The sequence below is a fragment of the Dyella sp. 333MFSha genome (assembly GCF_900102405.1).
GTDB classification, from domain to species: domain Bacteria; phylum Pseudomonadota; class Gammaproteobacteria; order Xanthomonadales; family Rhodanobacteraceae; genus Luteibacter; species Luteibacter mycovicinus.
The window spans coordinates 196210-208410 of sequence record NZ_FNBR01000005.1 but is presented as its reverse complement, the minus strand read 5'-3'; the positions used below and the strand labels follow the sequence as shown (position 1 = coordinate 208410).

The window sequence follows — 12201 nt, the reverse complement described above, 5'->3', positions numbered from 1 at the left end:
TCTGGCTCTGGTCGGTTGGATGGAGTGGGAGTTGGCGCGGCGCGGATTTCGTCCGACGGTGGTCGACTCACCGGAACTGTGGAGTCGCGAGAGAGACCGGGCAAGCGCGCTCGGTAGTCACGCGATCGTGCTAATCGGCGCGTCGCGTGCCCAGCTCGACCTGGACCTTGCGATCCTCGCCCGTGATTCCGGACTGCAACCGGTGCAGCTGGCGATCGACGGCGGTTCGTTTCTCCCCGTGCTTTCCGATCTGGCAGCCGACGACACCGTCACTGGCACGGTTCTCGTCGACTACCAGGACGCCAACCTCGTCTGGCGTGACCACGAGTTCACGGCCTTGGGCTACATCAATTTCTGGCGCGAACGTATGCGCCATCCCCAGGCGATCGGCTTTGCCGCGTCGGAGTCCCTCCTGGCTACCCTGCGTCAAAGGTTTCTGCGGACGTACGCTGACGGTGCGGGTCCAATGCTTGCGGTGAGTCGTCGGCTTCTCACTGCGCATGCGACGCCACAGTACTTGCAGACTCTTCCGGGACGAGAGCGCATCGCGGATTACAGTCTTGTTCCTATGCCCGATTTCTATTATCTGCGGGTCATGCGCGACGCCGGAATCGAGGATATGTCACCGGCCCCCGACGCACGAGCTTTCGAAGCGTCGCTGAAGCAGCGTGTCGAAACGTTGCCCGAAGCACCGGCGGCCGCATTCAACGATAATGTCAGGATTGTCGCTTCGGCGGTCGCCCGGATCGAAGCCCGCGGTGGGCACGTCATTTTTGTCGCCTTTCCGCGGTCCGGGCTGGTTCTGAGGGCCGACGAGGTCCGGTTCCCCCGGAAGCGATTCTGGGGCCCTTTCGTGCAGCAGGTCGGCGGAAAGAGCTTGCGCTTCGACGAAATTCCGGCCCTTGCGGCCTTCCGCTGTCCCGATGGATCGCATCTGGATGCGAAAGACCGGGAGCCCTTTACCCACGCTCTTGCCGAGACACTGGCAACGCGAGGTTGGATCGGACAGGGTCGCCCTCCTGTCCGGAACGAGCCATGATCAGGAGTTCGCGTTGAGCCGCTTAAGCATCATCATCCCCGCCAAGAACGAAGCCTCGGCGCTGGAATCCCTGCTGCCTCGTTTGCGCGCCGTCCAGCCCGATGCCGAAATCCTCGTCATGGACGATGGCTCCACCGATGCCACGCGCGTGGTCTGTGCGAGCGCGCGCGTAGACTGCATTTCCTCGCCGTATTCCATGGGTAATGGTGCGGCCATCAAGCGCGGCGCGCGTGCAGCGAAAGGGGACATTCTCGTTTTCATGGACGGCGATGGTCAGCACGATCCGCAAGACATCGCTCGTCTCGTTGCGCGGCTCGACCAGGGCTACGACATGGTCGTGGGCGCCCGGGACTGGGATAGTCAGGCTGGCGTGGGTCGCGGTTTAGCAAACACGCTTTATAACTGGCTGGCCAGCCGCATGACCGGGCAGAAGGTCGCGGACCTCACGTCCGGTTTCCGCGTCGCGCGCGCCGAGCGGTTCCGTGAGTTCATTCACCTGTTGCCGAACGGATTCTCTTATCCGACGACGAGCACCATGGCGTTCTTTCGCAGCGCGTACGGGGTGGCCTACGAACCGATCAAGGCGGCACAGCGGGTGGGCAAAAGTCACATCAAGCCGATCAAGGACGGAATCCGGTTTCTGCTGATCATCTTCAAGATCGCGACGTTGTATTCGCCACTGAAGCTGTTTGTTCCGGTCAGCTTCGTTTTCTTCATGCTTGGTTTCGCGAACTACCTCTACACGTTCCTGAGCTACGGGCGGCTCACCAACGGCAGTGCATTGATGTGGAGCGCCGGTGTCATCGTGTTCCTGATCGGGTTGATCTCCGAACAGATCACGGCGTTGACTTACCGACATACCGAATGACGCAGGGACTCGCTACCGAAGCCGCATCCACGGGGACGAAGGCCACGGTGCTGGTGCTCGCCTCGACGTATCCGCGCTGGAAGGACGATCATGAGCCGGGTTTCGTCCATGAGCTCTGCCGTCGTCTGACTCAGCGCTTTCACGTAATAGCCGTGGTCCCGGATGCGCCCGATGCGGATCCGTCGGGGTTCCTAGATGGTGTGGAGGTCGTCCGATACAGGTATGCGCCGCGACGGCTGCAGACCCTGGTGAATGACGGCGGGATTGCGGCAAATCTTCGGCGCTCGGTCTGGAAGTGGGTTCTCGTGCCCGGCTTCGTGCTCATGCAATATGTCAGCGCCCGGCGACTCATGTCTCGCCGCAACGTCGCCGTCATACACGCGCACTGGTTGATCTCGCCTGGCGTCGTGGCCCGGTTGCTCTGTTCGCCTGGCGTGCCTTATATAGTGACGTCACATGGCGGAGACCTGTTCGGTTTCCGCGGATCGATGTTCGCGTCGATCAAGCGCTGGGTCGCCTCTCGTGCTGCGGCCATGAGTGTCGTGAGCGCCGCGATGAGCGAAGAGGCGCATCGCTTGGCGCTCCCGGTGGCCCGGATCGAGACGATTCCCATGGGGGTGGACGTCGCACGCTTTGGTGCGGACGAAACGGTTGCGCGGTCGACCTCGGAGTTGCTTTTCGTAGGACGGCTCGTGCCCAAGAAAGGTTTGAATTACCTGCTCGACGCCATGCCGGCCATCATCGAGCGCCGTCCTGATGTCACACTTCGTATCGTAGGCTTCGGTCCCGAGTCGGATGCGCTCCGTCGTCAGGCGATCCAGCTCGGGCTGGCACACAAGATCGTCTTCGCGGGCGCGGTGGCCCAGACGGAACTTCCCCGTTTTTACGGCTCGGCGGCGTTGTTCGTCGCGCCCTTTGTCCGCGACGTGTCGGGCGATCAGGAGGGACTGCCCATTGCGTTGATGGAAGCGGTGTCCATGGGTTGTTCTTTCGTCGTGGGCGACGTGGCAGGCCTTGATGATCTCCTTGGCGATGCGGCTGCGGCCTACCGGGTGGACGCACGGGACCCTGTGGCGCTGGCATCCGCTGTGCTCGGGGCGATGGCGGATCCGGAAGCGGCAAAGGCCGCCGCGACCGCCGCCGCGAAGGTCGCGCGTGATTACGTGGACTGGACGATCATCGCAAGGCGCTACGCCGATCTTCTGGCAAGCTGTATGCATGGGGCCCGGACATGAAGGCATTGGTATGTGGTGGCGCGGGGTATATTGGCTCGCATATGGTGCGCGCCCTGATGCAGCGTGGTTTCGAGATTCTTGTGGTAGACGATCTGTCTACGGGGCACGTCGAGTCGTTGGACGGTGTCGATATCGCTAGGGTCAGCCTCCAGGACCAGGCTGCCATCGACCAGACGATTTCGCGCTGGAAACCCGACGTCGTCTTTCACTTCGCGGCGTCTTCCATCGTCCGCGACTCCGTCGCGGATCCCTTGGCCTACTACCGGAACAACGTCACCGGGACGATCAACCTGCTTGAAGCTATGCGTCGACACGACATCGCCAAGATGATTTTTTCGTCGACAGCGGCCGTGTATGGGCTGCCTCTGGTGGAAACCATTGACGAATCGCAGCCCTTGCGTCCGATCAACCCGTACGGCAGCAGCAAGATGATCGTTGAGGGGTTGCTGGCGCAGGCTTATCGTGCCTACAACATCCGCTCCGTGAGTCTGCGTTACTTCAACGCGGCGGGCGCCGCGCCGGACGGGCGTATTGGCGAAGCGCATGACCCCGAGACCCACCTGGTTCCCAACGCTATTCGCGCCGCGCTTTTAGGGGCGCCTTTGACCGTGTTCGGTAACGACTATGCGACCGATGACGGCACCTGTGTACGCGACTACGTGCACGTTTGCGATCTGGCGGACGCGCATCTGCTCGCATGCGACTATCTCGGGCGTCAGTCGGGTGCTTATAGCTTCAATCTGGGGACGGGGCGTGGCTGTTCGGTAATGGATATCGTGAAGGTGGTCGGACGTGCCACCGGAAGCCTTCCCCGAGTCGTCATCGAGCCACGTCGCGAGGGGGATCCCGACCGGCTGGTGGCGAGCCCTTTGCTGGCGATGCATGAACTCGGGTGGCGCCCGGTCATGAGCGATCTGGAGACCATTGTGGGCACGGCAGCGCGATGGCACGCGCATCCACGTTACTGAGGAAAGAGTATGTCGCGTAAGCAACCCAAACTGGTCCTTCGCGAAGCCTGTATCGCGGATGTGACTTCCGGCTGGCCCACTGGCCGCTTCTTTGAGGCGGGCGCCGGCACGGGACACATGGCTTCGCTGTTTTTAGATCGCGGCTTCACCGGCGTGGCTCACGATCTGGGGGCGTCGAGCCGCGATCTCATCCGAGCGCGCTTCAAGGGGGATGAGCAGCGCATGGCCGTCGTGGATGACGTCGATGAACTGAGTGATGCCAGTTTCGACTACCTCTTCGCCTTCGAGGTTCTGGAACACATTGAAGACGATGTCGCGGTGCTCAGCCGATGGGCATCCAAGCTGCGCCCGGGTGGCCGTCTTCTTGTTTCCGTGCCTGCTCACCAACGCAAGTTTGGTGCTTCAGACGCCATGGTCGGCCATGTCCGCCGTTACGAAAGGAGACAGCTGTGTGACGTGTTTGAACGCGCGGGTTTTAGGGATATCGGTATGGTGAACTACGGCTGGCCAATCACTGAACTCACGCGCACCGTCTCCAATCGCTTGATTGGGAGCCCGCAGCAGGGATTTGACGGGCTTTCCGCGGAGGAGCGTAGCATCCGAAGCGCTCAAGCAAAGCCTCCCGTCATCACGCGACTGTTGAAAGTCGCCGGTGGCAACATGTTTGTCCCGTTTACGTGGATTCAACGCGCTTTCTACCGCACAGATCTTGGCGACGGGCTTGTCGCGTGGGCGACCCGACGCTGATCAGCCGGGCGTTGTCGCAGCGATCAGGTGAGGTTCGACGTCGGCGATCAGGTCTGCCCAGTTCTTGATCGGCAGATCGGCCCGGACGGGATGCGCCAGCTGCGCGCGGATGCACTCCGCCATCGACGAGGCGCTTCCTGCGCGATAGAGCAGCGTTGGATAACCGGCTAGGACATCGCGCATTGCGCCGACGTCCGAAGCGACCACGGCGGTGCCGGCAGCGAGGATTTCGTAGGCTTTCTGTGGAAAGCAGTAACGGCCGAAGGCTGTGTCGAGGACACAGACCGTGGCTACGTCGAGCGCGGACAGCATACTGGCGACCCGATGATGGGGAAGCTGGCCCAAATAATGGACGCGTTGACCCGTCGGCATCTCGATGCTCCCGTCGGTCGGCCCGGCGAGAACGAGATGCATGCGCGGATCGCTCTTAAGTTCGTCCCACGCGGCGTACAGTTCGCCAATGCCTTTGGCACGATGCAATCCACCTGCCGTACCTACAAGTAGTGCATCCACGGGCAAACCGAGTTCTTCGCGGGACTGCATCTTGTCGCGAGGACGGAACATCTCGCTATCGATCGTGCTTGGCATGGCGACGACGTCCGAGCGAACGCCATAGACCTCCCGCACATATCGAGCCAGGGCTTCGCTCGTCGTGGTAACCACGGCGGCCCTTCTCGTCGCTCGGCGTAGTGTCGCGACCATGCCAGGGACTCGAGCCTGCCCGAACGCCTCGAAGTTGTCGTAGAGGTCGACTGATAACGGGCGTTTCAGTCTCGCCGCCGCCCAGGCGGCCAGCGCGACGTTCGGGATATCGGATGCGCCGATCACAAGTTCGGGATCGAAGTTCCTGAGCGCACGGAGCGTCCTGAAAGGGTAGCTCATCATGGCCGGTAGCCAGGGCGCCCGAATGCCCCGCGACACGAATCGTAAGCGACCGCTCGCGGTATCATGTAGCGCTTCGCTGTCAGCCTGTCCCTGATAGCCGATGCACAGCACCAGCACGTCGTGTCCCCGTTCGGCGAGCTGTCGCGGAAATTCGTACAGCCGGGCATAACGGTCGTCGATGACGTCCTTGCCCATGTAGCGGCGTTTGCACAGGAACGCGATGCGCATCGGTCAGCCGATCAGTTGCCGGGCCGCCGCAAGCGCAGCACCCACGACCTGGTCCATGTTGTAGTAACGGTATTGGGCCAGACGCCCGACGAAGGTCACGTTCGCTTCGTCCTTCGCCAACGACTCGTAGCGCTTGAACAGGGCTTCGTTGTCGTTGCTGGGGACCGGGTAGTACGGATCGCCGTCGGCTTCGGGGTATTCGCGGACGAGCGAAGTGCCCTCGTGTTGCTGGCCGGTAAGGTGCTTGAACTCCGTGATCCGCGTGAAGGCATGATCGTTGGGATAGTTGACCGTGCCCACGGCCTGATATTGCGCAACGCCGGGGAGGAATTCGTGCTCGAAGCGCAGTGAGCGGTAGGGCAGGCGACCGAAGCGGTAGCCATAAAAGGCATCGATGGGGCCAGTGTAGATGATGTGGTCGTAGCCACCCCGCGCACGGACCTCGTCGAACTCGACCTCCAGTTCGACGGAGATGGATGGATGATCGAGCATGCGTTCGAACATGCGCGTATAACCTTCGGCAGGCATAGCCTGGAAACTGTCTGTGAAGTAGCGATCGTCTGTGTTGGTGCGCACGGGGATGCGCGCGGCCACTCCCGCCTTCAGCTGGGCGGGGTCCATACCCCATTGCTTTCGCGTGTAATTGAGAAAAAACTTTTCGTAGAGATCGCGGCCTACGCTGTTGAGTACGACGTCTTCGCTGGTGGCGACGGGATCTCTGGGCTCCCTCACTCGCTCGAAGAAAGCGGCGGCGGCGGCTTCGTCCAGATCGAGTCCATAGAGTTGATTGAGTGTGTCCCGGTTGATGGGGAACGGATAGGTCTTGCCATCGACCACGCCGAGCACGCGGTGCTCATAGGGTCGCCACTCGGTGAAGCGGGACAGATACTCGGCGATGCGGGCGCCGTTGGTGTGGAAGATATGCGGTCCGTAGCGATGGATAAGTACGCCGTGGCTGTCGTACTCGTCGTAGGCATTGCCAGCGATATGCGGACGGCGATCGATAACGTGCACCGTGTGCCCCGCGTCCGCCAGTTCGCGCGCGACGACTGCGCCGGCAAAGCCTGCTCCGGCGATCAGGAAGTTCATGGGTCGGATGTCCTGGCTCACGCGTTGATGTTCCAATAATGATGACGGGCACCTTTGTGACCGCGCAGCCCGTCCCAGGTGCCGGCGATGAATGCCCACGTCTGCCGCATACGCTGTTTTTCGTGAATCATGCACGAAATCCAGCGCAGTATCGTGCCCGGAATTGTCTCGGAATAGAGGCGCCTTCCGTAGTATTCGCGCGCGATGATTAGCCGGTTGCGCGTGTCGTAATACCGTTTCCAGGGAGCGAGGCGAAGGCAATGGATGTGGCGCCCGGGACCCACGGCAAGGTACATGTCGGCACGAGGATGCTCGATGCGGCTGGATGCGACGGCGAACACCTGCGATCCGCCGCGCTGCGCACGCATGCAGTATTCGACGTCGTCGGCCGCGATGAAAAATCCCGCATCGGGCAGCCCGATGCGGGACACGGTGTCGCGATGTACCAATAGGCCCAAGAATGGCAGAAAACGTACCGGCGCGACGGGTCTAAGATCTGCTGTGCGGAAAATGTTTCGCTTCGGCTCTTCATCCATCACCGTGAGCATCCATGACGTCTGCTCGCCCTGGACCGCTACCGAGCCATAGAGCTGCATCGGGTCGTGAGCGTGCCGTTCCAGCGCTTCCAGCGCATCCTTGTGCGGTTCAGCATCGTCATCCATGATCCATGCCCAATCGAAGCCCTCGCCGGACGATACACGAAGACCTTCCGCGAAGCCGCCGGCGCCGCCAGTATTCGACGCAAGGCGGTGATAATGGACGCGGGGTTCACTGGCGCTGATCTTCGTCATGCGCGCCTCCGTGTCATCGCTGGACGCGTTGTCGACCACCAGGACGCGATCGGGAAGGCGGGTCTGGGCGAGCATGGCCGCCACGCAGCGCTCGAGGAGCGCCACCCGGTTGAAGGTGACGATTACGGCGCAGATCGTCACGGTATGGCTCTCGCCCCGGGGCCGAACGTGGCCGGATCGATGGTCGCGAATTCGGGAATAAGGGCCATCATCGCCTTCTCCTGCGGATAAAACGAAAAGTGTCCCGCAAGGACATTGGTGAGGTAGAACATCGGGCGGGATGTGAGCATGCAACCTTCGCAGAGGCCGGTTTCATCCACGCCGAGAATGCCTTGCCTCCAGGTAGAGGAAAATCCACCTATTTCTTCCCAGAAGTTACGCTCGAAGTAGATCGCGCCGATACTGAATCGGGTGCCGATCAACCGGGCATGTTGCAGTGCGCTGCCGCTGCCGCCGCGGATGCGCTGGGCCACTTCATCGAGAGGCAACGTTTGCCGCCACAACCACTCGGCCGCTTTGGGATCGTAGTGGGCATGCACGGCACCGGCGGCCTGACGGAGCTCGCCAAACGCCTCGCGGTAGGCCGTCGTCGCATCAAGACGCTCAAGGAAGCCTGCATAGGAGATTCCGTTGACGTTGAGCATCGGAGAGCAATAGCCGGGGCGGTACGATCCTTCGCGCATCAACGCGTCGTAACCGGCGATCATATCCTCGAAAAACCCCTCCGCCACGAAGATGTCTTCGTCCAGCTTGAACCAGCGCGTGGCAGCTGGGTGGGCTTCGATGACCTTGTTCAGCGCCAGACCTGTCTTGTTGGCCGCGGTAGTGAGGTAAGTCCAGCCATTCTGCTCGCACAAGGCGGCCAGCTCTGGAACGTGCTTGCCGGCCGTCGTGACACAGACTTCGGCATTGGCCGGTGCGAAACGCCGGATGCGCGCCAAGGTGAGTGGCCACAAGGCAGGCTTATAGCCAGCGAGGACGGCAATACCGATATCCCGACCCTTTGGCTCGCCGTGGAGGCGTGTCGCGCCGCGATGATCGCGCCAGCGGCGCAACGTCGCTTCATACGGGGAGAGCAGATCCCACACGGCTCGAACGATCGCGCCGGCCACCCCGTAAGTGGACAGGCTCCGTTTCAGTCGGGAAGCGAATGATTTTGGATTCATTGTGCCTTGGGAGCTCTTGCTAATTTCACGGCCAGCAGGCCGAACGACAGGGTAACCAGACACTCCACCGCGACGTACGCGACCGAGCCGCCGGTTGCGCCAAAGCGGTGGCCTGCCCACAGGAAAGCGACCACGTGGAGCGGGGCGGCGGTCATCGTGACCACGGCGACGAGTCGCTCTTTTCCCCTGACGACCAAGTATTGCACGCCGATAAGGTGCCCCGCGGTGATGACCGCGACGTTGATGGACAGCAGCCTGGTGGTCGTTACCGCGCCGGGGTATCCGGTGCCGCTTATCAGCCAGACGGCCAGTGGTGCGCATACCGCGAGGAGCAGGGCGATCGCCGTGCTGGCACCCAGGGTAGCTATGGCGGCTCGCCTAAGGTTCGCACGCGTGGCACTCGAACTCCGATCGCCCTCGACGGCGTACGGGTACATAAGAGTGAGGAGGGGCTGCACCGCGTTTTTGGCCGCACGGACAAGGCGCTCACCCAGTGCGAAGTCCGCAACCTGGGGCGAAGTAGTCGCCAGTCCAAGGAGAAATGGGTTGAAGGCCGAATATGCGCCGGCGCTGAGTGTCATGACGAAGAGTGGCAGTCCCTCGCGGAAGCGCGTCTGGACATCTCCTGTCGCGAAATGGGGGCGACGTATGTCCATCCTTGTCTTTTGCCAGACAAGCATCATTGCCGCTGCCGCCAGCGGTAAACCCATCTGGATAAGCGCGGCTCGGTTCAGATCCGATGCATCCCTGACCAGAAGCAGCGTAGCGATGACCGCGATCAGCGACGCACCTGCACTGATCGCCGCGACCGCAACGTTGCGTCGTGTCGCCACGTAGTACCACGCGGGCGATATTGCGGCAGCGAGCACCGGTAACCAAGTGGCGAAAACGAGTACGCCTGTGGCTTTCTCCGATACGACTAGCGCAGTGCAGACAAGGATGGCCGTCGCAGGTATCAGCAGCAGCATTCGGGCCCAGACCGTCGACCAGAAGATCGCGGATCTATCCTCGTCGGAATCGGCGCGGTTCAGTGCGCGCACCGACGTGTAATTGAACCCGTATTCCACGAGCAGGGTGAGCAATGCCGCCAGAGCCTGCCAGAATGAAAGCACCCCATATCGGTCCGGCCCGATGGCGCGCGTCACGATTGGCAGGACGAGCAGTGGAAAGACGTACTGCATGCCCTGGATGGCGTAGAGCGCCACGACATTGGACGCAATCTGGCGACTCGACATCCTCAGTCTCCGAGGAGCTTATCGGCGTCGGCGATGTCGGAGCTCAATTCGCCACCGACGTTCATAGCGGCCAGTGCGTCGCGTTGCATCCGCGCCTCGTCATGGCGGCCAAGTACCACGAGCATGCGAATCAGGGTGATCCGGTAGGCCGGCTCGCCCGGCTTGCCCTGGACGGCATCGGCAAGCATGCGTGCACCGAGCTCATGATCCCCGAGCGCGTTCCATGCGAAGTCACCATACACAGCGACGAGCCGTGGGCTGCGTTCCGGGTGCGACAGGGCGGCCAGAAAGACTCGGGTCAACTGATCGGCAGGCAAGTCGCATTGCTGGGTGTGGTCGCATTGGACCAGCGATGAAAGCGCGCTCTCATCCTGCACGGTGACCTTGCGCGTGCGCAATTTAGTTTCCATGCTGTCCCACCACGCTTTCTCGATCGGCCGGTGCATCCGTGCATTCAGGAAGATCAGTGCCTGCTCCGGCAGGATTCCGGCATCGGGCAGCGCCGCCGCGGTTTCGAGTGGCGGATAGGCTTTGTCGAAGAACGGCGATGAGGCGTCGTACTTCGCGTAGATGATGTAGGTCCGGCCCAGTTCGTACTGGGCGCGCGGCGACCGCGGCGCACGTGCCGCGAGCTCGCGCGCGAGGGTCAGCGGCGTTCCCCAAGCTGCGGCGGTGAAACCTGTCATGCCTGCCCAAAGACCGATGAGCAGGACCATGAGGACAGGCCCGAGCCTTTGTAGCGATGCAGACCAGCGACGTCCCTTTGCGAAGATGGCCGGCTGCGCAAGTAGGGGCGTCAGCGCGAAGACCAGTCCCAAACTGGCGAAGTAATTGCGATGCTCGTAGACGAGCTCCAACGGCAAGATTGTGCCTGTCAAAAGGTGGCACGCCAGAAACCACGTCAGGCCAAGGGCGATGGAGGGAAATGTCCGGCGGGTAAACCACGCGGCGGCAATCAGTACACCGATGCAGAGGATGCTGGGCAGCGTGGTCCATGGCGACGTCAGCGACTGCGAGACCACTAGATCGTCGTGATAGAACGACAATGCCCCGGGTGTCGGAATGAGGGTCCAGCCTACGTAATCCAGCACGACCCGGGCCTCGGTCAGCAGTCGGGTACCGAGGGTGAAGTCGCGTGTCGACCAGCCCGAAGGACGTAGGAGGCCGGGAAGTATCCAGGCGAGACCGGCGACCATGGGTATCCAGAGGATCGCGATGTAAACCACGTGCAGCCGCCTGTCACGGGTCGGGTTCTCAACGGTCGGAAGAGACGAGCGGAGGCCGAAGACGATCCAGTCGGTCGCGAAGGCGTACAAGGGCAGCATGACCGCCGTTTCCTTGGCCATCAGACCCAGGCAGCAGGGCACGATGATCCAGAGTACCGCGGCGATGAGATCCCGCATCGTGCGCCGGTTTTGCATCCTCTCCCGGGTAAGAACATAGCCGGCGAGGCCGGTCAGAACGAAGAGATTCGCCAGGCTTTCCATGCGCTGGACGACGTACAGCACACCGGTAAGGTTGATAGGTAGCAACAGCCACGCACCCGCGACGAGCGCGGCGCTGAGGTCGGTTCGGTGCGCGTTCGTCGCTCCGGCGCGTGAGGCGAGCCGACGGAGCAGGGCTCGCGACAGCACGAAGGCGACCAAGCCATTCAGCAGGTGAATCACCAGGTTGGTGACTTTCATCCAGTAAGGATCGTCACCGGTCGCCAAGTAGTTGGCTCCGAAGGTCAGCGACGAAAGCGGCCGCTTGAACTCGCTGGACGGTGACGATATGGCCACGCGCACCAGGCTGGCCAGGGACGCGTCAGCAGGCTTCACGCCCGGGTTGTCGACGATGTTCGGATAGTCGTCGAACAGGTAGCCGCCCGCCAGTCCCGGGCGATAAATCACGGCGGCCAATAGACCGAGCGCGACGATGGCGATCCATCCCCGCATGGCGAGCGAAATC

At 62.0% G+C, this 12201-nt stretch carries 11 protein-coding genes; 5 read left to right on the top strand and 6 right to left on the bottom strand.

Annotated features, from left to right (window positions below; genetic code table 11):
• The first annotated feature begins 58 nt into the window (after nucleotides 1-58).
• The 5 genes from BLT40_RS17255 to BLT40_RS17235 are packed head-to-tail and all read left to right on the top strand — an operon-like array spanning nucleotide 59 to nucleotide 4857.
• Nucleotides 59-1039 (top strand): hypothetical protein, encoded by a 981-nt coding sequence (locus BLT40_RS17255; protein ID WP_143025908.1) that lies wholly within the window; start codon nucleotides 59-61, stop codon nucleotides 1037-1039.
• 13 nt (nucleotides 1040-1052) lie between these two features.
• Complete coding sequence (locus BLT40_RS17250) at nucleotides 1053-1907, top strand: glycosyltransferase family 2 protein (RefSeq protein WP_090355184.1); 855 nt, start codon at nucleotides 1053-1055, stop codon at nucleotides 1905-1907.
• A 47-nt stretch (nucleotides 1908-1954) separates the two neighbouring features.
• The gene (locus BLT40_RS17245; RefSeq protein WP_090355325.1) at nucleotides 1955-3142 is read left to right on the top strand and encodes a glycosyltransferase; all 1188 of its coding nucleotides are present in this window, start codon (nucleotides 1955-1957) and stop codon (nucleotides 3140-3142) included.
• Nucleotides 3139-4110 carry a UDP-glucose 4-epimerase GalE gene (galE, locus tag BLT40_RS17240; protein ID WP_090355181.1) on the top strand — a complete coding sequence of 324 codons (972 nt, stop codon included), beginning with the start codon at nucleotides 3139-3141 and terminating at the stop codon, nucleotides 4108-4110. Before BLT40_RS17245 ends, galE begins: the two co-directional genes overlap by 4 nt.
• Before the next feature lie 9 nt (nucleotides 4111-4119).
• Nucleotides 4120-4857, top strand: a complete 738-nt coding sequence (locus BLT40_RS17235; protein ID WP_090355178.1) for a class I SAM-dependent methyltransferase — start codon at nucleotides 4120-4122, stop codon at nucleotides 4855-4857.
• Here BLT40_RS17235 and BLT40_RS17230 read toward each other — a convergent pair whose 3' ends face one another.
• From BLT40_RS17230 to BLT40_RS17205, 6 genes are read right to left on the bottom strand one after another with little or no spacing between them, the layout of a single operon-like run.
• Nucleotides 4858-5970, bottom strand: coding sequence for a glycosyltransferase family 4 protein (locus BLT40_RS17230; protein WP_090355175.1), 1113 nt, complete (start codon nucleotides 5968-5970; stop codon nucleotides 4858-4860).
• Nucleotides 5971-5973: 3 nt separating this feature from the next.
• A complete protein-coding gene (glf, locus tag BLT40_RS17225; protein WP_090355171.1) occupies nucleotides 5974-7059 on the bottom strand; it encodes a UDP-galactopyranose mutase in 1086 nt (361 codons plus the stop codon).
• A gap of 17 nt (nucleotides 7060-7076) precedes the next feature.
• On the bottom strand, nucleotides 7077-7991 hold the full coding sequence (locus tag BLT40_RS17220) for a glycosyltransferase family 2 protein (protein WP_255364057.1): 915 nt from the start codon (nucleotides 7989-7991) through the stop codon (nucleotides 7077-7079).
• On the bottom strand, nucleotides 7988-9016 hold the full coding sequence (locus tag BLT40_RS20690; protein ID WP_255364053.1) for a hypothetical protein: 1029 nt from the start codon (nucleotides 9014-9016) through the stop codon (nucleotides 7988-7990). Before BLT40_RS20690 ends, BLT40_RS17220 begins: the two co-directional genes overlap by 4 nt.
• Nucleotides 9013-10251: a lipopolysaccharide biosynthesis protein gene (locus BLT40_RS17210; protein WP_090355162.1), complete on the bottom strand. Its 1239-nt coding sequence runs from the start codon at nucleotides 10249-10251 to the stop codon at nucleotides 9013-9015. The genes BLT40_RS20690 and BLT40_RS17210 overlap by 4 nt, the downstream gene beginning before the upstream one ends.
• A 2-nt stretch (nucleotides 10252-10253) precedes the next feature.
• On the bottom strand, nucleotides 10254-12188 hold the full coding sequence (locus BLT40_RS17205; RefSeq protein ID WP_090355158.1) for a hypothetical protein: 1935 nt from the start codon (nucleotides 12186-12188) through the stop codon (nucleotides 10254-10256).
• Nucleotides 12189-12201 lie beyond the last annotated feature (13 nt).

What these genes read in the sequence shown, in the direction of transcription:
- galE (WP_090355181.1), top strand. Translation starts at nt 3,139, where the DNA reads ATGAAGGCATTGGTATGTGGTGGCGCGGGGTATATTGGCTCGCATATG.
- BLT40_RS17235 (WP_090355178.1), top strand. Translation starts at nt 4,120, where the DNA reads ATGTCGCGTAAGCAACCCAAACTGGTCCTTCGCGAAGCCTGTATCGCG.
- BLT40_RS17230 (WP_090355175.1), bottom strand. Translation starts at nt 5,970, where the DNA reads ATGCGCATCGCGTTCCTGTGCAAACGCCGCTACATGGGCAAGGACGTC.
- glf (WP_090355171.1), bottom strand. Translation starts at nt 7,059, where the DNA reads ATGAACTTCCTGATCGCCGGAGCAGGCTTTGCCGGCGCAGTCGTCGCG.
- BLT40_RS20690 (WP_255364053.1), bottom strand. Translation starts at nt 9,016, where the DNA reads ATGAATCCAAAATCATTCGCTTCCCGACTGAAACGGAGCCTGTCCACT.
- BLT40_RS17210 (WP_090355162.1), bottom strand. Translation starts at nt 10,251, where the DNA reads ATGTCGAGTCGCCAGATTGCGTCCAATGTCGTGGCGCTCTACGCCATC.
- BLT40_RS17205 (WP_090355158.1), bottom strand. Translation starts at nt 12,188, where the DNA reads ATGCGGGGATGGATCGCCATCGTCGCGCTCGGTCTATTGGCCGCCGTG.